The organism is Streptomyces sp. NPDC020983 (assembly GCF_044333485.1).
In the GTDB taxonomy this organism is placed as follows: domain Bacteria; phylum Actinomycetota; class Actinomycetes; order Streptomycetales; family Streptomycetaceae; genus Actinacidiphila.
The window spans coordinates 126,096-149,796 of sequence record NZ_JBIRRA010000014.1; the positions used below are offsets into that span (position 1 = coordinate 126,096).

A 23,701-nucleotide genomic window follows, 5' to 3' on the forward strand; every position below is an offset into this window, starting at 1 on the left:
GCCGTCGACCCGGATGCCGATGGGGACGACTCCGTCATTTTTCGCATCCCACTCCTGACATGATCACGATATCGAAACGATTCACAACGCCTCGAAGGGCGAACTGGGCAATCCCATGCACACCAGTCATCCACGCAAGCTTCACGCGCTGTCCACTGATGCGGTAAACCAGCCTGCCCGTATCGGGGCATGCAACCGTCTCCACGAGCAAATGGGATCCGTTCACGTGAAGCCACGTCCTCAACGCCGCGTACTCGGCATCGCCCTCGCGGCGACCCTCAGCGCGCTGTCCGTCAACGGGTGGAACTCACCCGCGAACGCGGACACCCCACCAGTCGCGTCAGCATCTGCCCCTGCGTCAACCGCCCCGCTGGACGAGGCGCACGCCTCTCTCAAGGCCCAGGCCACCGGCAAGCCCGTGGCCGTGGGCGCGGCCACCACCCCGACGGCCCAGGAGGTCGCCAACCCCGACGGCACCTTCACCCTCACCCAGTCCGTCGCCCCGGTGCGCAAGTACACAAGCGGAGGGTGGAAGTCCCTGGACGCCGACCTTGCCCGCCGCTCCGACGGCGCTGTCGCTCCCGCCCTCACCACTGACGGACTCACTCTGTCCGGCGGCGGCAATGGGCCCTTGGCGGAGATGAAGGACCTCGGACGGTCCCTGTCCCTGTCCCTGCCCACCTCCATCCCCTCCCTCCCGACGCCCAGCCTGGACGGCCCGACCGCCACGTACTCCGACGTCTTTCCGGACGTCGACCTGAAGGTCACTGCGGACGCCCAGGGCGGGTTCTCCGAAGTCCTCGTCGTCAAGAACGCCCAGGCCGCCACTAATCCGGCGCTTGCTACGCTGAGTTTCCCCGCCCACACCGACGCAGTGACCCTTTCCGCCGACGCGGCGGGCAACATCAGGGCCAAAGACACCTCCGGCAACACGGTCTTCGCGGCGCCCGCCCCCCTGATGTGGGACTCGGCCACCACGGAGTCCGCCACTACCGCCTTCTCGGCCACCTCCGACGTAGCCGAAGCCCCCTCAGGTGCCCCGGACCCTGGCGACCCTGGCGCCTCGAGCGCGGAGGCTCCGGGCCCGAACGCGCACGTCGCACCCGTCCAGGCCGAATACACCTCAGGCACCATCAAGCTCACGACCGACGCCGACCTGCTGACCGGCACCTCGACGGTCTACCCCCTCTACATCGACCCGTCCTACACCGCGAGCGGCGGCAAACTGCAGAACTGGACGTACGTCGACTCCCACTGGCCGGACAACAGCTACTGGGACACCACCGACAGCAAGGGACTGCGGGTCGGATACAACGGCTGGGACGCCCCTTACTACAAGGCCGAGGCGTTCGCCAAGCTCTCCGTGAGCAGCCAGATCTACGGTGCGACGATTGTCTCGTCGACCTTCTACGCCACCGAGATCTACGCACCCTCGTGCACGGACAAGCGACCGGTTGAGGTGTGGGAGACCGGGGCGATCTCCAGCGCCACCACGTGGGACAGCCGGCCAACCTGGAAAACCAAACTGGACACCCAGACCGAGGCATACGGCTACAGCGCCGACTGCCCCGTCCACTCCATCGGCTGGAACGTCAAGTCCGCCATGCAGGCGATCGCCAACGCCAAGACCGCCAGCAGCATCACCCTCGGCCTGCGCGCGAGCGACGAGGACGACATGTACGGGTGGAAGAAGTTCGACCACGCCACCATGTCCATCTCGACCACCTACAACCACAAGCCGGAAATCCCCACCCCGCTGACCACCTCCCCGGCCGGCAACTGCACCACCAGCGTCATGGGCGACGGCGACGTCACCCTCTACGCGGGTGTCCGCGACACCGACGGCGGCACGGTCACCGCCACCTTCCGGGTCACCCACCCCGCCGACGGATCGCTCATCGTCTCCTCCACGCCCGTCAGCGCCACCAGCGGCACCAGGGCCGCCTACACCCTCACCAAAGCCACTCTGGAAAGCCTACTCGGCACCAGCGCCAAAACGCGTGTGGCGTGGACCGTGACAGCCAGCGACGGCACGGAAACCTCGGGAACATCCAAAGCGTGCGTGTTCACTTTCGACCCGACCAGGTCAGGCGCGCCCCACATCAAGGACGCTGCCAGCAGCGAGTGCAGTGCATCGACTCTCTCCTACCAGGTGGGCACGCCAGCAACCTTCACCTTGGCGCCCAACGACGACGACACGAGCGGTACGAAGCCTGACCACTATCTCTACCAGCTCAACGGCGCCGCACCGGCGACAACCGCCGGGACCAGCATCAGCGTCACACCCACGCGTGGCACCAATGTTCTGGCCGTCACCGCCGTCTCCACCGGTGGCAACATCGGCGACACCGCCAACTGCTTCATCTTCGCCGCCCCCGCAGCCACCGCCTCCGACGGCGACCTAACCGGCGACGGACACCCCGACCTCACAGCGGTCGGCGCCCAGGTGGGTCTCCCCAGCGGCTACTGGCTCGCCCACGCCACCGACGCCAACCAGATCTCCGCGGGCGCCACCGACATCGGCGCCCAAGGCACCGGCGTCAACCCGGCGGGCTCGCCCACGGACTGGAACGGCACCCAAGCCATCACCGGCCACTTCAACACCGGCGACGGTTTCAACGACGTCCTCGACTACAACCCCGCAACCGGTGCGGGAACCATCATCTACGGCAACGGCGACGGGTCACCCCTCAGTCCCTACAGCGGCAACGAGGTCAACGTCAGCACAACCACCTTCACAGACGAGACGGGAAACACCGCCACGAGCATCACCAACGGCGGCAATCTTTACCACTACCTCAATCAGAACCCGGAAGACTGGACCGGGTATCCCGACCTCCTACTGATCAACGACGGTCAACTCTGGGACGAGCCCGCCGATCCCGTCCCCGGCGCCTTCACCCACATGGCCAACGCGCTGTCGATCTCGACAGCCAATCCCACCGGCAACGGAGACTGGACCGGCTGGAGCATCACCACAACCCTCGACAGCAACGGCCTGCCCGGCCTCTTCGCCCGCGACACCAGCGGCAGCGCACTGTACTACTACACCGCCGATGACCTGCAGAATCTCGCCATGGGCAGTTCCGCCACGCCCGTCCAGCTCCCCACCAACGGCTTGACCGTCAGCGAGGCCCCGATCATCCAGGCCGCCGACCTCAACGGCGACGGCACCCCCGACCTGCGGCGAATCGACGCCAACGGCAACGTCACCGCCTACCTCTTCAACGGCAGCACAATCACGCCACAGACCGCGCAGAAGATCAGCAGCCCGGACCACGTCTGGCCGCTCGACGACGGTGACGACGGCAGCGCCGCCACCACCGCCGTCGACACCACCGGGAGTCTCACCCTCACCGGCTCCGCGACCGGTACCACCTGGGACACCGACGAAGCCCTCGGCAACGTCCTGCACCTGGACGGCACCGGATCGATGACCACCAGCGCCGCGCTGTCGATGTCCGCTTCCTTCTCGGTGTCCCTGTGGGCCAAGCCCGCCGCCGTCGGCGGCGTCATCGCCTCCCAGGACGGCACCAAGAACTCCGGATTCCTCCTCTACTCACAGTCCAACCGCGAGTGGTCCTTCTGCATGGCCATCACCGACACCACCCGCGGGTACGACTGCATCGCCGGCGGCACCGCCGTCATCGGCCAGTGGGCCCACCTCACCGCCACCTACAACCCCACCACCAAGGCCACCAACCTCTACGTCGACGACCGCCTCGTCGCCCACGGCACCCACGAAGCCTCCAAAGACCCGTTCACCGGGAAGTTCACCCTCGGCAACAACCTCAACAACGGCGCCCGTGCCTCCTACTTCAACGGCAGCGTCTCCAACGTCCAGACCTGGAACGGCACCGTCCTGACCACCGACCAGGTCGCCACCATGGCGAACCTCCCCCTGCCCACCTGGCCCTACACCTTCACGGACGTCGCCGACTACGACGGCGACGGCAAAGCCGACATCGTCGCCGCCGACCCCACCGGGGACCTGTGGCTCTACCCCGGCACCGGCACCGGCAAATTCGCCGCCGACTCCCTGTACATCGGCACCGGCTTCGCCGGCCACACCTTCGCCGGCATCGCCGACTTCAACAAGGACGGCTTCGCCGACATCATCGCCCTGACCCCCAGCGGCGCCCTCCACCTCTACCCCGGAGACGCCGGCCACGACCTGCTCACACCCAGCCCCACCTTCCCCAGCGGCTGGTCCGGCTACGCCTTCGCCGGAGTCCGCGACTTCAACAAGGACGGCAAGCCCGACATCATCGGCCGCAACCCCAGCGGAGTCCTGTACCTCTTCCCCGGCACCGGCACCGGAGCCGGCATCGGCTCCCCCATCCAGCTGGGCACCGGCTGGAACAACCTCACCCTCGTCGGAGTCGCCGACATCGACGAAGACGGCAACCCCGACGTCGTCGCACGCGACAGCGCCGGCCTGCTCTGGAACTACCACGGCAACGGCAGCAACGACGTCAGCAGCCCCACCCAGATCGGCACCGGCTGGAACGACTACACCATCGCCGGGATCAACGACTTCAACAGCGACGGCAACCCCGACGTCATCGCCCGCTATACCGACGGCAGCCTCTGGCTCTATCCCCGCACCGCCACCGCCTTCAGCCTCCGCGTCCTGATCGGACACGGCTGGTAGCGGATAACACCTGAACGGAGCTCCTACTCTGACGCCTCCTCACCTTCCTGTCTCCTCCGGGTCCCCTTCCCGGCCCGTGAGTCCGGAAGGTGAGGGGGCTTCTCCCTTTCGAGCCGTGCGGTCATCATGACGAAAGGGGCCGAAACGTCAGTCCGTCCAGCGTGGATCCAGCGCACAACAGAGCGACGGAGCCGACCCCAACCCGGGCCGGCCCCGTCCGGCCTGCGCGCCTGCGCAACGGCGCTGCCCTCGCCACACGCATCCGCTACAAGTTGGAGCGCATATCGACCGCAGAGCTGCCACCTGTGCAAACAGGCCCACCAGAGTACGCGTCCAGCGCCGATCCAGCGCTGCAGAGATTCACCCAGCCAGCTGACGGCACCTGACTGCCGAGCAGGCCACAGCCCGGTGATACTCGATCGTGCGGCAGGCCCACCAGCCGAATCCCGCCTTGTGGATCGCCCGGCATCCGCTGCACAGCCACCTACGCTCATGACAAAGGGCTACGGCCAGCCCCGTCGTGCCCCGCAGGAGGAGAGGATCGGCTGGGTGCTGCTTGATCGCTCGCCCCGGTCCGATCTTCGATCGTTACTCAGACGCCTCAGACAGTTGCGAATCCCGGGGCGATGCGGACCCTCACCGGCCTCGACCGCCGCACCGTGCAGCGGATGTTGCGACCCCGGCGGGAGGCGATGCGGACCCTGGCCCTGGCCCACCCCGACCACCCGGTCGACACGTTGCGACCCCCGCTGGGAGCGATGCGGACGAGCCGCAAGCGGTTCATCGTCACCGATACCCTCGGCCTCCTCCTGACCGTCCATGTCGTGGCGGCCAGCCTCCAGGACCGCGAGGGGGCGAAGCGGTCGCTGCTGTGGACCCGCCTGGACAACCCCACCGTGACCCAGGTCTGGGCGGACCAGGGCTTCGCCGGCCGCCTGGTCCAGTGGGCCGCGGACATCCTCCGCCGCGACCTCGACATCGTGCGCAAACAACCGGGACAGCGCGGCTTCCAGGTACAGCCCGAGCGCTGGGCGGTAGAACGCCCGTCCGCGTGGATCACCATGCGACGACGTATGGCCGGCGACCACGAGCGCGACCCTTCCGAAACCATGATCCGCTGGGCCATGACCGACGTGATACTCCGCCGACCGCGGACAACCCGCCACCCGCCCAGGAGTAATTCCTACGAAAAGCCCGCTCACCCGAAGCGTGAACCGCCGGAGAAGAAATCGGTCCTCTCACCGCGACGCGTACCGGCTACTGCATGATCGTCCGGGGCAGATGCCTCGGGTCGGCCAGGCAGTAGTAGAACTGGAGCGCGTAGCCACGCCCGATCTGAATCTGTGTGGGCTGGTATACGTCAAGATCCGCGTCCGGGTCTTCCTCGACCATCGCCTGCAGTTCCAGGGCGGCCAGCTCCCCCTGCCCGCCCCGCTCTCGTTCCCACCCACGGTCAACAGCGCCTCGACGGGGCCGCCACACTCACCGCAGCGCAATTCGTCGGCGTCCGCCGGATCGCGGAAGGTGAACTCCGCCGGCCAACCGCCCGCCTTCCATCCCGGCGCGACCGACAGCTCCCACTGATACTCCAGCGACATGGCCTCCGACCAGGCCATGACGCGCTTGCCCAGCACCTCGTCCAGCAGATGCAGAGGCGGGAGCTCGCCGATCGCCTCCGGGTCCAGCACGCACGGCCGTGGCACATGCTCGTCCATCTCCACAAACTCCAGCTCCGGTGGTTCTGCCAGCACCTCGCGGACATCGGCCGCCGTCCGCCACCGCAACTGCACCGCCGGCCAGCACCCCTCGAGGTCCGGGACAGGCAGCCACAGCACCTGGAGCACGTCCGTTCCCTCCGGGAAGGGAAGTCCCGGCACGTCCCGCGCATACAACTGCGCGACCGGGATCAGCGGCTCCTCACATATCTGCCCCGACGCTTCCTGGCCGTAGGGCAACTGCTCGGGATCGAACCGCGGACACTCCTCATCCACAGGCCACAGCAACGGCCCGCCCACCGAGCTGTCGTGCACCGTCGGTGCCCCCGGTGTCGGATGCAGCCGAAGCGCTGCCCGCGTCATTCTCCCGAGCTCCGGAAAGACCGCGCTCACATCAACCGGACGCGGCGGCGTCGTACGTGCCATGCCTCCCCCTTTACGCCCCGGCACCACACCCACCAGCGCCGACGCGCCCGTCAAACCACCTGCCCCGAGCGCAACGGCCGGTGGAACAGCCGCCAGCCGGGCTGCACAGGCCCTGTGCGTCTTGATGAGTCGGCTCGACACGCTCGGCTGTCGAAAAGGGTTCCCAGCACCCACCTGCACCCAGCCTCGACAACCCACACGAACAGCTCAGCTGCCGGATGTCAAAGGCGCTCGGAGAGGCAACCACGCGGGTGGGAAGTCGGCTCGTCCTGCCTCAGACGGGCCGCATCACCTGGGCCCCACCCTCGGGAGTGTCCTTCACCTCCGGGGGCGGGCCTGGGTTGCTCCAGTAGGTCACACCACCGATCGTGACCTTCCCCGCTGCCTCGGACAGCGGCAGATACTCAGTGCGACCGTCGGCCGGCCCACCGACGAAGGTCACCAGAACACTGATCCCACTCGGCTCCATCGAAGCTGTCGCCTCCACATTCTTCGTTTCACCCGAGGGCGCGGCACCGCCACCGGAACCACCACATCCCACGAGCGCAACCAGCAGGCCAACGCAGCCCACCGCTCTCAAGATCTTCACTCAGGCATCCTGCCAGGACCACGTCAGACCGCCTACAGCAGAGGTGATCTCGTCCCAGCCAGACCAAGATCGCGAACCATCAACTGGGGACGTTCATCCGTACGCAATTGGGGAGCTGAGGACGTACGCCGACACCTCCGTGAGCAGATCATCCAGCAGTGGGGTGGTGGACCCCCACGGGTCGCCCAGGGCTGATTCAGCTGAACCGTCTCGACGATCTCCAGTTCACCCCCGCCATCCGGTTCTGCCCGTCCCCATGCTCCGGGTCCCCGCCGAGGGTTCGAACCTGCGCAGTGTCCCCCTACATGCCGCGCCGATCACTTGGTCACGGAAGCATGCCGCACCAACCGGACCCTGCCAATCCCCCCTCCCGGGGAGAAAGAGGATGGCGACACCACGTGGGCGCCCGCCCGGCATCCAGCGCCGATCCAGCGTCCGTACCGATAACCACGGATGACGACAGGTGACGAGACGTCAATTCAACCCGCGCGGATCCAGCGCGGATCCAGCGCCCGGCATGCCATCGGGGCCGGCCCCCACTCGGGCCGGCCCCATCTGACCTGCACGTTTGCGAAACCCACCCAAGGACGCCCGCTACACGTTGAACCGAAACTCCACCACGTCGCCGTCCTGCATGACGTAGTCCTTGCCCTCCATGCGGGCCTTGCCCTTGGCGCGGGCCTCGGCGACGGAGCCGGTTTCGGTGAGGTCGTCGAAGGAGATGACCTCGGCCTTGATGAAGCCCTTCTGGAAGTCGGTGTGGATGACGCCGGCGGCCTCGGGGGCGGTGGCGCCGCGCTTGATGGTCCAGGCGCGGGATTCCTTGGGGCCGGCGGTCAGGTAGGTCTGGAGGCCGAGGGTCTCGAAGCCGACGCGGGCGAGGGTGGCGAGGCCGGGTTCGGTGGCGCCGACGGATTCGAGGAGTTCGAGGGCGTCGGCCTCGTCGAGTTCGGCGAGCTCTGCTTCGAGCTTGGCGTTGAGGAAGATGGCCTCGGCCGGGGCGACCAGGGCGCGCTGCTCCGCCTTGAAGGCGTCGTCGGTCAGCTCGTCCTCGTCGACGTTGAAGACGTAGAGGAAGGGCTTGGTGGTGAGCAGGTGCAGGTCGTGCAGGAGGGCGGCGCGCTCGGTGCCCTGGAGGACGCCCTGGGAGAAGAGGGTGTCCCCGCGCTCCAGGATGGTCTGGGCCTCCTCGACGGCGGCGACCTTGGGGGCGACGTCCTTCTTGATGCGCGCCTCCTTCTGGAGCCGCGGGAGGACCTTCTCGATGGTCTGGAGGTCGGCGAGGATCAGCTCGGTGTTGATCGTCTCGATGTCGTCCTTCGGCGAGACCTTGCCGTCGACGTGCACGACGTTCTCGTCCTTGAAGGCCCGGATGACCTGGCAGATCGCGTCGGACTCGCGGATGTTCGCCAGGAACTTGTTGCCCAGGCCCTCGCCCTCGGAGGCGCCGCGCACGATGCCGGCGATGTCGACGAAGTCGACCGTGGCGGGCAGCACGCGGGCGGAGCCGAACAGCTCGGCGAGCTTGTCGAGGCGCGGGTCCGGGACGCCGACGACGCCGACGTTGGGCTCGATGGTCGCGAACGGGTAGTTGGCCGCGAGCACGTCGTTCTTGGTGAGGGCGTTGAAGAGCGTCGACTTGCCGACGTTCGGCAGGCCGACGATTCCGATGGTGAGCGACACTGGCGACTTCCCGTTGCATCCGCGGCGGCCCCCTGGCGGGCCGCGCGCCCGCGGGGCGGGCGCGACGCCAGTCTACGGGGCTCCGGCCGGGCGGCCGCCCCTGCTTCGAACAGCGGCGCCCAGCCGGGGGAATGTCGGCGTACGCTGCCGGATTTCCGGACGGGATACAAATACGCTGAGTAGGTGGATCAACACAGTGCGCGCACGGGTGGGCCTGCCGGCGGAGCCCCCGCGCCCGTCGCCCCGCGGCCCGCTCCCGCACGCCCGGCGGGCGGGGGCACGGGGAGGCCCCGCAGGCCGGGCAGGTTCGGGAGGGCCGGGCGACCCGGCGGACCCGGCGGTCCGGAGGGCAGCGGCAACCGCAGGGCGGCCCTCGCCGCCCTCGTCCGGCGGCTGCGCGCCCTGCGCCGCCCCCGCCCGCGCCTCACGGGCCTCGGCACCGGGGTGCTCACGACCCTGGTCACCGTGCTCGCCGGCGCCCTGGACGCGCTGCTCTTCGACGGGCCCGGGGTCTTCTTCGGTGTCGTCTTCGTCCTGGTGAGCGTGACCGCGGCGGTGTACGTACGCCCGTACGACCTGGTCGCGGCCCCGGCGTCGGCGCCGATCGCCTTCGCCGTCGGGATCGCGCTGACCGCCGACAGCGGCGACGGGAGCTTCGTCGGGCGTCTGCTCGGGCTCTTCACCGGGCTCGCCCTGATGACCGGCTGGCTCTACACCGGCACCGTCGCGGCGGCGGTGATCGTCGCCGTCAGAGCTTTGCGGCTGCCATCGCGGCGCCGACGATCCCGGCGTTGTTCTGCAGCTCCGCGGGAACGATCTCCGCGCTGAGGCCGTGCCCGTGCAGGTAGGGCAGGAACTTCTCGGCCTTGCGGCTCACCCCGCCGCCGAGCACGAACAGATCCGGTGAGAAGAGCATCTCCACGTGCGCGAGGTACTTGCGCAGCCGGTGGCCCCAGTGCTCCCAGCTCAGGTCCTCGTCCTCGCGCGCCTTGACCGAGGCGCGCGACTCCGCGTCGTGGCCGTGCAGCTCCAGGTGGCCGAGCTCGGTGTTGGGGACGAGCCGGCCGTCGACGAAGACGGCGCTGCCGATGCCCGTGCCGAGCGTGAGCACGATGACCGTGCCCCCGCGGCCGCGGCCCGCGCCGAAGGTCATCTCGGCGACGCCGGCCGCGTCCGCGTCGTTCATGACGACGACCGGCAGGCCGAGCCGCTCGCTGAGCACCGTGCGCGCGTCGACGCCGATCCAGCCCTTGTCGACGTTGGCGGCGGTGCGCGTCACGCCGTCGACCACCACGCCGGGGAAGGTCACGCCGAGCGCTCCCGACCAGCCGAAGTGCGTGACGACCTCGGCCACGCCCTCGATCACGGCGTCGGGGGTCGCCGGGTGCGGGGTGAGCACCTTGTACCGCGCGTCGGCCAGGTCGCCCCTGTCGAGGTCGACCGGGGCGCCCTTGATGCCCGTACCGCCGATGTCCACACCGAACACGTTCATGACCTCCAGGCTAGAGGCGGGCCGCCGGCCCCACCTCTTGTGGCTCCCCCCGCGGGAGGCGGACAGCAGATCGGCCGGACGCGGTCCGGACGGGAAGACACGCAGTCCTTACGAGGCTTCCCCGGCCGCGGCCTCCGCACGCAGATCACGCCGCAGTTCCTTGGGCAGCGAGAACTGGATGTGCTCCTCGGTGGAGGTGACGACCTCCACGTCGCCGTAGCCGCGGGCGGCCAGCCATTCCAGGACGCCTTCGACCAGGATCTCGGGCACCGACGCGCCGGAGGTGACGCCGATCGTGCGGACGCCCTCCAGCCACGCCTCGTCGATCTCCTCGGCGAAGTCGACCAGGTGCGCGGCGCCCGCGCCGGCCTGGAGGGCGACCTCGACGAGCCGGATCGAGTTCGAGGAGTTGCGCGAGCCGACGACGATCACGAGGTCGGCGTCCGCGGCGATCTGCTTGATGGCGACCTGGCGGTTCTGCGTGGCGTAGCAGATGTCGTCGCTGGGGGGCGAGAGCAGGTTGGGGAAGCGCTCCTTGAGCGCGTCGACCGTCTCCATCGTCTCGTCGACGGACAGCGTGGTCTGGGAGAGCCACACGACCTTGTTCTCGTCGCGGACGGTGAGCCCGGCGACGTCCGCCGGGCCGTCGACGAGGTGGGTGCGCTCGGGCGCCTCGCCCATCGTGCCGATGACCTCCTCGTGGCCCTCGTGGCCGATGAGGAGGATGTCGTAGTCGGAGTCGGCGTAGCGGACGGCCTCGCGGTGGACCTTGGTCACCAGCGGGCAGGTGGCGTCGATCGTGGCGAGGCGGCGGGCCCCGGCCTCCTCGTGGACGACCGGCGCGACGCCGTGCGCGGAGAAGATCACGATGGAGCCCTCCGGCACCTCCTCCGTCTCGTCGACGAAGACCGCGCCCTTCTTCTCCAGCGTCTGGACGACGTACTTGTTGTGCACGATCTGCTTGCGCACGTAGACGGGGGCGCCGTACTGCTCGAGCGCCTTCTCGACGGTGATCACGGCCCGGTCGACGCCCGCGCAGTATCCGCGGGGGGCGGCGAGCAGGACGCGGCGGCTGGCTTCGGTCGTCATGCCGACCATCGTACGGGGGCGCTCTTGGCGGGCACGTGGGCGCTCGGGGTTTCGCGCGCCGCCTGCCGCGCTCCCGCGCACTCCGGGCGGGACGGGGTGTCGGAGGGCGGCGCTATGGTCGGGGGATGGCTCTCAGCACCTCGGCGGAAGCGCCGATCCCGGTCGGCGAGGTGTCCCGGCTGATCGGCGGGTGGATCGACCGGCTCGGCGCCGTCTGGGTCGAGGGGCAGATCACCCAGCTCAGCAGGCGGCCGGGCGCGGGCGTCGTCTTCCTGACGCTGCGCGACCCCTCGCACGACATCTCCCTCACCGTGACGTGCTTCCGCGGCGTCTTCGACCAGGTCGCGGACGTGGTCGGGGAGGGCGCGCGGGTCGTGCTGCACGCCAAGCCGGAGTGGTACGGGCCGCGCGGCACGCTGTCGCTGCGCGCGGTGGAGATCCGCCCGGTGGGTGTGGGCGAGCTGCTGGCCCGGCTGGAGCGGCTCAAGCGGCAACTGGCCGGCGAGGGGCTCTTCGCGGCCGACCGCAAGCGCCCGCTGCCCTTCCTGCCGCAGCTCGTCGGCCTGGTCACGGGCCGCGCCTCGGCCGCCGAGCGGGACGTGCGGGAGAACGCGCGGCTGCGCTGGCCCGCGGTCCGCTTCGAGGTGCGCAACGTGCCCGTGCAGGGCGCGAGCGCCGTGCCGCAGGTCATCGCGGCGGTGCAGGAGCTGGACGCGCACCCGGAGGTGGACGTCATCGTCGTGGCACGCGGCGGCGGCAGCGTCGAGGACCTGCTGCCCTTCTCCGACGAGCAGCTGGTGCGCGCGGTGGCGCGGTGCGGCACGCCGGTCGTGTCGGCGATCGGGCACGAGCCGGACTCGCCGCTGCTGGACCTGGTCGCCGACGTGCGGGCCTCCACGCCGACCGACGCGGCCAAGCGCGTCGTGCCCGACGTGCGCGAGGAGCTGGCACGGGTGCGGCTGGTCAGCGACCGCGCGCTGCGGGTGGTGCGGGGGCTGCTGGACCGGGAGGAGCGCGGGCTCGCGGCGGCGCTGAGCCGGCCGGTGATGGCGCGGCCCGGGCGGATGGTCGACGAGCGGGCGGAGGAGGTGGCCGACCGGCTGGAGCGGGCCCGCCGCTGCCTGCGGCACGCACTGGACCGCGCGGACGCCGACCTCTCCCACACCCTGGCCCGCGTCGTCGCCCTCTCCCCCGCCGCGACGCTGCGCCGCGGCTACGCGGTGCTCCAGCGTGCGGACGGCGCGGCGGTCCGCGACCCGGCGGAGGTGGCCGCGGGCGACGAGCTGCGGGCGCGCGTGGCGGAGGGGGAGTTCGCGGTACGGGTGGCGGCGGACGGCTGAGGCGGGGAGGCCCGCCGGGACGGGGCTGTCCGCGGGCGCCCCTAGTCTTGGGCGCATGGGAGCAGACCAGGACACCACCACCGCGGCGCTGGGCTACGAGCAGGCGCGGGACGAGCTGATCGACGTCGTACGCCGGCTGGAGGCGGGCGGCGCCACGCTGGAGGAGTCGCTCGCCCTGTGGGAGCGGGGCGAGGAGCTGGCGCGGGTGTGCCGGCACTGGCTGGAGGGCGCGCGCAGGCGGCTGGACGCCGCGCTCGCGGCGGAGGAGGCCGCGGACGCCGGGGACGGGGGCGCCGGGGACGCCGGCCGGGCGGGGGACGAGCACGGCGAGGGGTGAGCCGCGCCGGCGGCGGACACATGGTCACGCGCGGGGGAAAGTGACCGCCGTCACAATTGAACGCGGAATGGTTGAGTGTTCACACATGTTGGATCCGGTGTCCCGCCCGCGGGACATGCGTACCGACCGCTCAGAACGACTCTCCCCCCAAGAGGTGCCCCATGACGCTCGCACTCGACCCCGCCGCCCAGGACCTGCTCTTCCGTGAGGCCCGCACCGCCAACACCTTCACCGACGAGCCGGTGACCGACGAGCAGGTCCAGGCGATCTACGACCTGGTCAAGTACGCCCCGACGGCCTTCAACCAGCAGCCGCTGCGCGTCGTCCTGGTGCGCTCATCCGAGGCCCGCGAGCGCCTGGTGCAGCACATGTCCGAGGGCAACCAGGCGAAGACCTCGACCGCCCCGCTGGTGGCGATCCTGGCCGCGGACTACGAGTTCCACGAGGAGCTGCCGACCGTCCTCCCGCACTTCCCGCAGGCCAAGGACCTCTTCTTCTCCGAGCGGCCGGTGCGCGAGGCCTCCGCGGCGCTCAACGCCGCGCTCCAGGTGGGCTACTTCATCATCGGCGTGCGCGCCGCGGGCCTGGCAGCGGGCCCGATGACCGGCTTCGACGCCGAGGGCGTCAACAAGGAGTTCTTCGCCGACGGCGAGCACTCGGTGCTGGCCGTGGTCAACATCGGCAAGCCGGGCCCGGACGCCTGGTACCCGCGCAACCCGCGCCTGGCCTACGACCAGGTCGTCACCACCGTCTGACGTGCGAGAAGGCCCCGCCGCACGGCGGGCCCCCATGTACCGCGCCGCCCGCGTCCCCCGCGCGGGCGGCGCTTCGCCGTTCCCGGCCTACTTCCGGCCGCCGCGCTCCTGGACCAGATCGGCCACCGAGGTGATCTGGGCGAGCGGGCCGGTGCCGAGCACCACCGTGGTGTACCCCTTCTCCTGGTGCACCAGCGCGGTGTAGCGCTTGCTCTTCCACTGCTCCCACCGCACGCCGCCGGCGCTGACGGTGTCCGCGCCCTGCCGCTTGCCGTCGAGGGTGACCTCGGCGATGAAGGCGGCCGCGGCGGCGTTGCTCTGCTCGACGCCGACGTACTCCTTGTCCGTGCTGACGAACCCGAGGTGCCAGGTCACCTTGTGCGGGTCGGTGGCGTCGAAGGTGTCGGAGGTGGGCGTCCACTCCTTGCCGAGGCCCTCCGGGGCGGCCACCGGGTAGGGGGCGTAGCGCCGGGCCTGCTCCAGCGAGGCGGTGTAGTCGACCTTGAGCGACTTGACCGGCGAGGCCTTCGAGTCGTGCGGGACGAAGAGGTAGATCACGGCGACGACGACGGCGAGGACCGCCAGGGACAGGAGGAGGTCCTTCACCGTCTTGTTGCCACGCTTGTCTGCTGCCACGCCCCTATCGTCCCCCATGCCCCGGCGCGTCCGGACCGCCGGGTGGGGCGCCGGGCGGAGACTGCGCGCAGGGCCGCCGGGCGGCCACGGCGCGTATCCGCTCATGTGTGGGGTGCCGTGCTCATATTATCGGGCAGCAGGTAGGTTGGCGGCACCCTCAACCACCGGCCGTCCTCGTACAGGAAGGTGCGCTGCGATGACCGAGCACAACGGACAGAACCTGCCCCCCGCCTTGGAAGTGGCACCCGAGGCACCCGACCGCAACCTCGCCCTGGAGCTGGTCCGGGTCACCGAGGCCGCCGCCATGGCCGCCGGGCGGTGGGTCGGGCGCGGCGACAAGAACGGCGCGGACGGCGCGGCCGTCAGAGCCATGCGGACCCTGGTGCACACGGTGTCGATGAACGGCGTGGTGGTGATCGGCGAAGGCGAGAAGGACGAGGCGCCGATGCTCTACAACGGCGAGCGGGTCGGCGACGGCACCGGGGCGGAGTGCGACGTCGCGGTGGACCCGGTCGACGGCACCACGCTGACCGCCAAGGGCATGCCCAACGCGGTGTCGGTACTCGCGGTGGCCGACCGCGGCACCATGTTCGACCCGTCGGCCGTCTTCTACATGGACAAACTGGTGGTCGGCCCCGAGGCGGCGGAGTTCGTCGACATCACCGCGCCGCCGTCGGTGAACATCCGCCGGGTGGCCAAGGCCAAGGGCAGCGCGCCGGAGGACGTCACGGTGGTGGTGCTGGACCGGCCGCGGCACGACGGCATCGTCAAGGAGATCCGCGAGACCGGGGCCCGCATCAAGTTCATCGCGGACGGCGACGTGGCGGGCGCGATCATGGCCGTACGCGAAGGGACCGGCGTCGACATACTGCTGGGCATCGGCGGCACGCCCGAGGGCATCATCGCGGCCTGCGCGGTGACGTGTCTGGGCGGCACGATCCAGGGCAGGCTGTGGCCCAAGGACGACGCGGAGCGGCAGCGCGCGCTGGACGCCGGGCACGACCTGGACCGGGTGCTCACCACGACGGACCTGGTCAGCGGCGAGAACGTGTTCTTCGTCGCGACCGGCGTGACGGACGGCGAGCTGCTGCGCGGGGTGCGCTACCGGCGCGAGACCGCGACGACCTCCTCGCTCGTGATGCGCTCGAAGTCCGGCACCATCCGGCAGATCGACTCCGTGCACCAGCTGTCCAAGCTGCGCGCGTACAGCACGATCGACTTCGACCGGGCGCGCTGAGCGCTCCCGTGCACCCGCCGCACGCACCCCCTGCCCGGACCCGGCCGCTGCGGTCCGGCGGCCGCCCGGGCAGGACGTGCGGCGAGGCGGTCAGCCCGCCACGGCTATCTGCGGCGCCGGGCGCTGGAGTTCGACCTCGCGGCGGCGTCTGCGGGCGAGGACGACCCGGCGCTCGGCCGCGGTCATGCCGCCCCACACCCCGTAGGGCTCGGGCTGGACGAGCGCGTGCTCGCGGCACTCCGGCATGACCGGGCAGCGCGCGCAGACCCTCTTCGCGGCCTCTTCCCTGGCCAGCCGCGCGGCGGTCGGCTCCTTGGAGGGGGCGAAGAACAGTCCGGCCTCGTCACTGCGGCACGCCGCGTCGGAGTGCCAGGGCCCGCCCAGGTCACGCGGGTGACCCGGTGGAGTGGTCGGTTCCGTGACGGGCTCGATCGGTTGAAGCACGGGATACTCCTGACGACGGCTCGTGGTGTGCCACGCCTGACGCCCGCCGACTGCTCCCCGTGCGCGGCGTACGACAGCGGCAGCGCGGCTGCGTGTCCCGTTCCCCTACCCGCTGTACGCGACTTCATGCGCACCGTGTTCGTCTGCGCGCACGCCACGGCACCCCCGCTGACCTGGAGTTGGCGTGAACACGCAGCACCGGTGGCGTACACACGCACCACCCGCGCCCCGGAGCCGCGGGCGCGAGTGGGGCGCGCCCGGCTCCTCAGCCGGCGAGCTGCCCCTTCGTCCAGTCCTTGACCTTCTTGCCGCGCTTGGCCTTGGCCTCGACGCCGCCCCAGAACGCCACCCCGTCGACCCGCACGACGGGCGCGCCGGGGTCGGGGGACTCGTACGCCTTGATGTCGGAGCCGCCCATGATGCCGATGACGCCGCCGCCGCGGAGCGTCACGTTCTCCGGCAGCTTGATCGTGACGCCGCCCATCACGGCGGTGCAGTGGATGACGAGTTCGGGCGAGGTGAAGGTCGCCTCGGACAGGTCGATGTCGACCCCGCCCATGATCGCCACCGCGGTGATCTTGTGCCCGACGCGCCAGCGGCCCTTGCGCTCGGCGCCGCCGAGGATGCCGACCAGGTTCGGGTTCTCGCCGCCGCCGTCGGCGTAGCCGCGCGGGGCGGCCGCCGGGGCCGCGGCCGGGTGGGCGGCGCCGGCGGGCAGATCGGCGACGAGCGGCTCCAGTTCGCCCATGGTCTTGGCGGCGTAGAGCCGGTCCAGCCGCTCGGAGTGCTCGGACGAGTCGAGCCGGCCCTCGGCGAGCGCCTCGCGCAGGATGTCGGCGACACGGTCCCGGTCGGCGTCGGACGCCCGCAGGCCGCCGGCCGCCGTGACCGGCGCCGGGGCCGGGGCGGCCGGTGCGGCGGCGGGTGCCACGGCGGTCTCGGCGGCGTCCGCCGGCTGCTGTCCGGGCTTCTGGAGCTGGGATTCGTCCACACGGCCACGCTACAAGGACGCGATAGATCGCGACCACCCCGGGAAAGCCGGAGCCGCCCCCCATCCGCCCCCTAGGGGACGGCGCCCGCGAAGGCTCCGGATCTCGGGGTGAGCGGGACCTCACAGCGGGAGGGCAACGGGGGCGCTCGTATGCTGGAAGCGCTTCAGCGACGACGCAGCCGAATGAGGAATGCCCGATATGCCCGACTTCGAATACACGGATCTGCTCCCTCTCGGCGAGGACACCACCCCGTACCGCCTCATCACCAGCGAGGGCGTGAGCACCGTCGAGGCGGGCGGGCGCACCTTCCTCCAGGTCGAGCCCGAGGCGCTGCGCCGGCTCGCGGCCGAGGCGATGCACGACATCTCGCACTACCTGCGCCCCGCGCACCTTGCCCAGCTGCGCCGCATCCTCGACGACCCCGAGGCCAGCCCCAACGACCGCTTCGTGGCGCTCGACCTGCTCAAGAACGCCAACATCGCGGCGGCCGGCGTGCTCCCAATGTGCCAGGACACCGGCACCGCGATCGTCATGGGCAAGCGCGGCCAGAACGTGCTGACCGCGGGCGGCGACGAGGAGGCCCTCTCGCGCGGCATCTACGACGCCTACACCCGGCTCAACCTGCGCTACTCGCAGATGGCGCCGCTGACGATGTGGGAGGAGAGGAACACCGGCTCCAACCTCCCCGCACAGATCGAGCTGTACGCGACCGACGGCGGCGCGTACAAGTTCCTCTTCATGGCCAAGGGCGGCGGCAGCGCCAACAAGTCCTTCCTCTACCAGGAGACGAAGGCCGTCCTCAACGAGGCGTCGATGATGCGCTTCCTGGAGGAGAAGATCCGCTCGCTGGGCACCGCGGCCTGCCCGCCGTACCACCTGGCGATCGTGGTGGGCGGCACCAGCGCGGAATTCGCGCTCAAGACCGCCAAGTACGCCTCGGCGCACTACCTGGACGAGCTGCCCGCCGAGGGGTCGCCCGCCGGGCACGGCTTCCGCGACAAGGAGCTGGAGCAGAAGGTCTTCGAGCTGACGCAGAAGATCGGTATCGGGGCGCAGTTCGGCGGCAAGTACTTCTGCCACGACGTGCGCGTGGTGCGGCTGCCGCGGCACGGCGCTTCCTGCCCGGTCGCGATCGCGGTGTCCTGCTCGGCCGACCGGCAGGCCCTCGCCAAGATCACCGCGGAGGGGGTCTTCCTGGAGCAGCTGGAGACCGACCCGGCGCGCTTCCTGCCCGAGACCACCGACGAGCACCTCGACGAGGACGTCGTCCGCATCGACCTCAACCGGCCGATGGACGAGATCCGGGCGGAGCTGACCAAGTACCCCGTCAAGACCCGCCTCTCGCTGTCCGGCCCGCTGGTCGTCGCGCGCGACATCGCGCACGCCAAGATCAAGGAGCGGCTGGACGCGGGCGAGGAGATGCCGCAGTACCTGCGCGACCACGCCGTCTACTACGCAGGCCCGGCCAAGACCCCCGAGGGCTACGCCTCCGGCTCCTTCGGCCCGACCACGGCCGGCCGCATGGACGCGTACGTGCAGCAGTTCCAGGCGGCGGGCGGCTCCTTCGTGATGCTCGCCAAGGGCAACCGCTCCCGGCAGGTCACCGACGCGTGCGCCGCGCACGGCGGCTTCTACCTCGGCTCGATCGGCGGCCCGGCGGCCCGTCTCGCACAGGACTGCATCAAGAAGGTCGACGTCCTGGAATACGCCGAGCTGGGCATGGAAGCGGTGTGGAAGATCGAGGTCGAGGACTTCCCGGCCTTCATCGTCGTCGACGACAAGGGCAACGACTTCTTCACCGACCCGGCGCCCGCCCCCACCTTCACCAGCATCCCGGTGCGTCAGGGGGCCTGAGCGCCACGGGTGTTCGGCCGCCACCGTGCGACGTTCGCCCCGCGAAACGGGGCGTATGGGGTAGCGGTGGCGGCCGAGTTGCGTTCAGGGCAGGCGGGCCGGTATCCACAGCGCAGGACGCTGGGAGGATGACGTGCCATGGCCGGTGTGATGAACGCGTGGAGGCGGTCCGCGGCCGGGCGGCTGACGAAGCAGGCGATGCACATCGAGCTGATGCACCGTTCGATGGGCTTCGCCGCACTGGGCTTCGTGACGCTCATGCCGCTGCTGGTGGTGGTCGCCGCCGCGACGCCGTGGGAGAACCGCCCGGGCTTCGCGCAGTGGGTCGTGGACGGCATGGGCCTCACCCCGGACGGCTCGCACCGGCTGCGCACCCTCTTCGCCGCGCCGAACACGGTGCTGAGCGCCACCAGCGCGTGGAGCCTGGCGTCGCTCGCGTACTTCGGGCTGTCCTTCGTGGCGAGCGTGGAGACCGGCTACCGGAAGATCTGGGACCAGCCGTCGGGACCGTGGCACCGCGACTACCGGCGCACGGTCTGGCTCGTGGTGCTGACGGCGTACCTCTTCGGCGAGTCGCAGAGCGCCGCGGCGATGGGCAGCAACCTGGCCGAGCGCGGCGCCCGGATCGCGGCCACCTTCGTCCTCGGGGTCGTCTTCTTCGCCTGGGGCCAGAGCTTCCTGCTGTACGGGGCGGTACGGATGCGCACGGCACTGCCGGGGGCGGTCTTCACCATGCTGGGGCTGGCCGGCCTGCGGATCTTCTCGCACCTGTTCTTCGCACAGCTCATGGTGAGCAACGGTGACGCGTACGGCCCCGTCGGCACCGTCCTGACCGTCGTGACGTGGCTGGTCGGCGTGGGCTTCGTGGTCTTCGGCGGCGCCCTGCTGGGACGGCACCTGCGGGACGTGCGGATCCTGCGGCGCGGCGCCGAGATCCCCCGGCCCCGGCAGGAGGGCTGGCTGGAGGAGCCGGAGGAGGTCGCGCCCGGCGTCCGCTGGCGCTCCGACGGCGCGGGCGGCGCGATCGACTGAGCGGTACCTCCGGCGCGGGCGCCCCGGCGCGGGGCCGCCGCGTACGCACCGGACGGCGGGAACAAAGCCCCCGGACGGGGCACTGTAGTAGTCATGGACGTACAAGGGACGGACGGCGCGGAGGGCTACCGGGTCGAGCACGACTCCATGGGCGAGGTGCGGGTGCCCGCGGCGGCGAAGTGGCGGGCGCAGACGCAGCGGGCGGTGGAGAACTTCCCCGTCTCCGGGCGCCCCCTGGAGCGCGCCCACATCGCGGCGCTGGCCCAGGTCAAGGCGGCCGCGGCACGGGTCAACGCGGCGCTCGGCGTGCTGGACGAGGACGTGGCCGCGGCCGTCGCGGCGGCGGCCGAGGAGGTCGCGGAGGGACGCTGGGACGCGCACTTCCCGGTGGACGTCTTCCAGACCGGCTCGGGCACCTCCTCGAACATGAACGCCAACGAGGTCATCGCGACGCTGGCGACCGAGCGGCTGGGCCGGCCGGTGCACCCGAACGACCACGTCAACGCCAGCCAGTCCTCCAACGACGTCTTCCCTTCCTCGCTGCACATCGCCGCGACCGCCGCCGTGACCGGCGACCTGATCCCCGCGCTCACCCGCCTGGCCGAATCGCTGGAGGGCAAGGCAGCGGAGTTCGCGGACGTGGTGAAATCCGGGCGCACCCATCTGATGGACGCCACGCCCGTGACACTCGGCCAGGAGTTCGGCGGCTACGCCGCCCAGGTGCGCTACGGGATCGAGCGGCTGAACGCGTCGCTGCCCCGGCTGGCGGAGCTGCCGCTCGGCGGCACCGCGGTCGGCACCGGCATCAACACCCCGCCCGGCTTCGCGGCCGCGGTGATCGCTGAGGTCGCGCGCGCCACCGGGCTGCCGCTGACCGAGGCGCGCGACCACTTCGAGGCGCAGGGCGCGCGGGACGGCGTCGTGGAGACCTCCGGGCAGCTGCGGACGATCGCGGTGGGCCTCACGAAGATCGCGAACGACCTGCGCTGGATGGCGTCGGGACCGCGTACGGGCCTGGCGGAGATCACGCTGCCGGACCTCCAGCCGGGCTCGTCGATCATGCCGGGCAAGGTCAACCCGGTGGTCCCGGAGGCGGTGCTCATGGTGGCCGCGCAGGTGATCGGCAACGACACGACGGTCACGGTCGCGGGCGCCGCGGGCAACTTCGAGCTGAACGTGATGATGCCGGTCATCGCGCGCAACGTGCTGGAGTCGGTGCGGCTGCTGGCGAACGTCAGCCGGCTGCTGGCCGACCGCACGGTCGACGGCATCACCGCGGACACCGGGCGGGCCCGCGAGTACGCGGAGTCGTCGCCGTCCGTCGTGACCCCGCTGAACAGGTACATCGGCTACGAGGAGGCGGCGAAGGTGGCCAAGCGCGCGCTCGCCGAGCGCATCACGATCCGGCAGGCGGTGCTGGACGGCGGCTACGTCGAGCGCGGGCTGCTGACGGAGGAGCAGCTCGACTCCGCACTCGACGTGTTGCGTATGACACGCCCGTAACGCCTGGTTCGTAAGATCTGTTCATGACAGCCCGAACCGAGGACGGGGCGGCGACCCCGGCAGGAGACCCGAACGGGGGCCGCTGGGCGCCCGGTGACCAGGTGCTGTGGCGCTACCGGGGCAACGGCACGGAGGACGGCTTCCACATCGCGCGCCCGGTCACGGTGGTGCGCGACGACCCGGACCTCCTCGCGGTGTGGATGGCGCCCGGCACCCCGGTGGTGCGCCCGGTGCTCGCGGACGGCACCCCCGTGCACCGCGAGCCGCTCGCGACCCGCTACGTCAAGCCGCGCACCACCCGGGTGGAGAAGTGGTGGGGCAGCGGCGTGCTGAAACTCGCCCGTCCGGGTGAGCCGTGGTCGGTCTGGCTGTTCTGGGACGCCGACTGGCACTTCCGCAACTGGTACGTGAACCTCGAACGGCCGCTGCACCGCTGGTCCGACGGCGTGGATTCGGTCGACCACTTCCTGGACATCGCGGTGCGCCAGGACCGCGCCTGGCGCTGGCTGGACGAGGACGAATTCGCGCAGGCGCAGACGGACGGGCTCATGCCGCCCGCGCTCGCCGCGCAGGTCCGGCAGGACGGGCGGCGCGCGGTCGAGGCCATCCGGGCGTGGGGCCCGCCCTTCCGCGACCCCTGGCCCGACTGGCGGCCCGACCCGTCCTGGCCCGTTCCCGCGCTGCCCGAGGACTGGGCCCGCGAGCCCGCGGCCGGTGCCGCGGGCGGGTCCGCCGCGCCCGCTCGGCCCGCTGCTCCGGACGCGCCCGGCGGCTCCGCAGCGGCGGGCGGCACCGGCGGGCCCGGCGTTCCCGCCGGCCGGGGAATTCCCGTCCGGCGGGCGAGACGATCGGCGTGAACCCCTTGTTGCACCCCCGAGCGGCAACCGTAGGATCGTTCTCCGGAGCATCGCAGAAACGCCGATCTCAGCCTAGAGTTTGACGCCGCGTCACCAGTACGCCCGGTGGACGCCGGGCTCCGTATCCTTCCGGGGTCCTGCCCCGGACGGCCCGGCACCAACGGAAGACCAGTCAGGGAGGCCCTGAGCAGTGGGAAGCGGCGGCGAGGAGCGCGCCGTGCCGAACGGGCACGGGAGCACGCACAGCACCCCGGCGGACCCTGCCGGACCGGACCCCGCCGACCCCGGCGCGGCCGGCTCCGAGGGTGCGGAGGGTGAGGACGGCGGGGACGCTTCCGGCGGCACGGACGGGCTCGACGCGCTCGAAGGGCTGGCCGGCTTCGACGACGACGCCGTACCGGACGGCGTACCGCCCGACGACCGGCCGTGGGGCCGCGCCGAGCAGGCCGAGGCCTTCGACGCGATCGGCGACCGCTACGACGAGGCCTTCCCCACCAAGTCGAGCCAGCTGGAGGCCGGCGAGTGGCTGGCCGGCGCGCTGCCGGCCGGCTCCCGGGTGCTGGACCTCGGCTGCGGTACGGGCATGCCGACCGCCCGCCAGCTCGTCGACGCGGGCCACCACGTCGTCGGGGTGGACCTGTCCGCCGGGATACTGGAGCTGGCCCGCCGCAACGTTCCGGAAGGCGAGTACCTCCAGGCCGACATCGCCCACCTGCCGCCCGGGCCGCCGCTGGAGCCGGGCGGCTTCGACGGCGTCGCCGCCTTCTTCTCGCTGCTGATGCTGCGCCGCTCCGAGATCCCGGAGACGCTGCGGGCCGTCCACGCGCTGCTCGCCCCCGGCGGCCTGCTGGCGCTGTCCATGGTCGAGGCGGACGTCGACGACGTGCCCATCCCCTTCCTCGGCCACACCATCCGGGTGTCCGGCTACCTGCAGGACGACCTGCGGGAGATCGTCACCGACGCGGGCTTCGAGGTGATCAAGGAGGATGCGTACACGTACGCGCCGGCCACCACGGACGTACCGCCCGAGCGGCAGATCTACCTCTGCTGCCGGCGGGTGTGAAAC

Annotated in this window: 19 protein-coding genes and 1 pseudogene; 12 read left to right on the forward strand and 8 right to left on the reverse strand. The window is 71.0% G+C overall.

Features of this window, described 5'->3' with window-relative positions; all coding sequences use genetic code 11:
• Positions 1-226: 226 nt before the first annotated feature.
• Positions 227-4,654 carry an FG-GAP-like repeat-containing protein gene (locus ACH4SE_RS28100; protein WP_398546286.1) on the forward strand — a complete coding sequence of 1,476 codons (4,428 nt, stop codon included), beginning with the start codon at positions 227-229 and terminating at the stop codon, positions 4,652-4,654.
• Positions 4,655-5,280: 626 nt separating this feature from the next.
• Positions 5,281-5,922, forward strand: a complete 642-nt coding sequence (locus tag ACH4SE_RS28105) for a transposase (RefSeq protein WP_398546287.1) — start codon at positions 5,281-5,283, stop codon at positions 5,920-5,922.
• On the opposite strand, the gene ACH4SE_RS28110 is transcribed toward ACH4SE_RS28105, so the two are convergent.
• The 3 genes from ACH4SE_RS28110 to ychF all read right to left on the reverse strand — a co-directional run bounded on the left by ACH4SE_RS28110 (position 5,893) and on the right by ychF (position 9,067).
• Positions 5,893-6,795 carry a hypothetical protein gene (locus ACH4SE_RS28110; protein ID WP_398546288.1) on the reverse strand — a complete coding sequence of 301 codons (903 nt, stop codon included), beginning with the start codon at positions 6,793-6,795 and terminating at the stop codon, positions 5,893-5,895. The two genes, ACH4SE_RS28105 and ACH4SE_RS28110, sit on opposite strands and share 30 nt — an antisense overlap.
• A gap of 274 nt (positions 6,796-7,069) precedes the next feature.
• Positions 7,070-7,384 (reverse strand): hypothetical protein, encoded by a 315-nt coding sequence (locus tag ACH4SE_RS28115; RefSeq protein ID WP_398546289.1) that lies wholly within the window; start codon positions 7,382-7,384, stop codon positions 7,070-7,072.
• A gap of 594 nt (positions 7,385-7,978) precedes the next feature.
• A complete protein-coding gene (gene ychF / locus ACH4SE_RS28120; RefSeq protein ID WP_398546290.1) occupies positions 7,979-9,067 on the reverse strand; it encodes a redox-regulated ATPase YchF in 1,089 nt (362 codons plus the stop codon).
• 183 nt (positions 9,068-9,250) lie between these two features.
• Between ychF and ACH4SE_RS28125 the strand changes: the two genes are divergently transcribed.
• Complete coding sequence (locus ACH4SE_RS28125; RefSeq protein ID WP_398546291.1) at positions 9,251-9,895, forward strand: DUF6542 domain-containing protein; 645 nt, start codon at positions 9,251-9,253, stop codon at positions 9,893-9,895.
• Here ACH4SE_RS28125 and ppgK read toward each other — a convergent pair.
• A complete protein-coding gene (gene ppgK, locus ACH4SE_RS28130) occupies positions 9,816-10,559 on the reverse strand; it encodes a polyphosphate--glucose phosphotransferase (RefSeq protein WP_398546292.1) in 744 nt (247 codons plus the stop codon). The genes ACH4SE_RS28125 and ppgK overlap by 80 nt on opposite strands.
• A gap of 108 nt (positions 10,560-10,667) precedes the next feature.
• On the reverse strand, positions 10,668-11,648 hold the full coding sequence (locus ACH4SE_RS28135) for a 4-hydroxy-3-methylbut-2-enyl diphosphate reductase (protein ID WP_398546293.1): 981 nt from the start codon (positions 11,646-11,648) through the stop codon (positions 10,668-10,670).
• Positions 11,649-11,773: 125 nt separating this feature from the next.
• Between ACH4SE_RS28135 and xseA the strand changes: the two genes are divergently transcribed.
• Genes xseA through ACH4SE_RS28150 form a run of 3 tightly spaced genes read left to right on the forward strand, consistent with a single transcriptional unit; the run spans position 11,774 to position 14,080 of the window.
• Positions 11,774-12,988, forward strand: coding sequence for an exodeoxyribonuclease VII large subunit (xseA, locus tag ACH4SE_RS28140; RefSeq protein ID WP_398546294.1), 1,215 nt, complete (start codon positions 11,774-11,776; stop codon positions 12,986-12,988).
• 55 nt (positions 12,989-13,043) lie between these two features.
• Positions 13,044-13,325 carry an exodeoxyribonuclease VII small subunit gene (locus ACH4SE_RS28145; protein WP_398546295.1) on the forward strand — a complete coding sequence of 94 codons (282 nt, stop codon included), beginning with the start codon at positions 13,044-13,046 and terminating at the stop codon, positions 13,323-13,325.
• Positions 13,326-13,381: 56 nt separating this feature from the next.
• On the forward strand, positions 13,382-14,080 hold the full coding sequence (locus ACH4SE_RS28150) for a malonic semialdehyde reductase (protein ID WP_398546296.1): 699 nt from the start codon (positions 13,382-13,384) through the stop codon (positions 14,078-14,080).
• Positions 14,081-14,167: 87 nt separating this feature from the next.
• Here ACH4SE_RS28150 and ACH4SE_RS28155 read toward each other — a convergent pair whose 3' ends face one another.
• Complete coding sequence (locus ACH4SE_RS28155; RefSeq protein ID WP_398546297.1) at positions 14,168-14,716, reverse strand: DUF4245 domain-containing protein; 549 nt, start codon at positions 14,714-14,716, stop codon at positions 14,168-14,170.
• 196 nt (positions 14,717-14,912) lie between these two features.
• On the opposite strand from ACH4SE_RS28155, the gene glpX reads away from it, so the two are divergent.
• Positions 14,913-15,953, forward strand: coding sequence for a class II fructose-bisphosphatase (gene glpX / locus ACH4SE_RS28160; RefSeq protein ID WP_398546298.1), 1,041 nt, complete (start codon positions 14,913-14,915; stop codon positions 15,951-15,953).
• 90 nt (positions 15,954-16,043) lie between these two features.
• Here the strand turns inward: glpX and ACH4SE_RS28165 are convergent, their stop codons facing one another.
• Together ACH4SE_RS28165 and ACH4SE_RS28170 are read right to left on the reverse strand one after the other, a co-directional pair.
• Entirely contained in the window at positions 16,044-16,397 is a 354-nt protein-coding gene (locus ACH4SE_RS28165; RefSeq protein ID WP_398546299.1) for a WhiB family transcriptional regulator, read from the reverse strand.
• 265 nt (positions 16,398-16,662) lie between these two features.
• Entirely contained in the window at positions 16,663-17,388 is a 726-nt protein-coding gene (locus ACH4SE_RS28170) for a DUF1707 domain-containing protein (RefSeq protein WP_398546300.1), read from the reverse strand.
• A 199-nt stretch (positions 17,389-17,587) separates the two neighbouring features.
• Here ACH4SE_RS28170 and ACH4SE_RS28175 point away from each other — a divergent pair, with 199 nt between their 5' ends.
• The 5 genes and pseudogenes from ACH4SE_RS28175 (at position 17,588) to ACH4SE_RS28195 (ending at position 23,698) form a co-directional block, all read left to right on the forward strand.
• A complete protein-coding gene (locus tag ACH4SE_RS28175) occupies positions 17,588-19,243 on the forward strand; it encodes a fumarate hydratase (RefSeq protein ID WP_398546301.1) in 1,656 nt (551 codons plus the stop codon).
• Positions 19,244-19,381: 138 nt separating this feature from the next.
• Positions 19,382-20,275, forward strand: coding sequence for a YhjD/YihY/BrkB family envelope integrity protein (locus ACH4SE_RS28180; RefSeq protein WP_398546302.1), 894 nt, complete (start codon positions 19,382-19,384; stop codon positions 20,273-20,275).
• A gap of 93 nt (positions 20,276-20,368) precedes the next feature.
• Positions 20,369-21,778: a class II fumarate hydratase gene (locus tag ACH4SE_RS28185; RefSeq protein WP_398546303.1), complete on the forward strand. Its 1,410-nt coding sequence runs from the start codon at positions 20,369-20,371 to the stop codon at positions 21,776-21,778.
• A gap of 23 nt (positions 21,779-21,801) precedes the next feature.
• Positions 21,802-22,488: pseudogene (locus ACH4SE_RS28190) on the forward strand (DUF402 domain-containing protein); the annotation flags it as partial.
• A 517-nt stretch (positions 22,489-23,005) separates the two neighbouring features.
• Positions 23,006-23,698: a class I SAM-dependent DNA methyltransferase gene (locus tag ACH4SE_RS28195; RefSeq protein ID WP_398546373.1), complete on the forward strand. Its 693-nt coding sequence runs from the start codon at positions 23,006-23,008 to the stop codon at positions 23,696-23,698.
• The last annotated feature ends 3 nt before the right edge of the window (positions 23,699-23,701 follow it).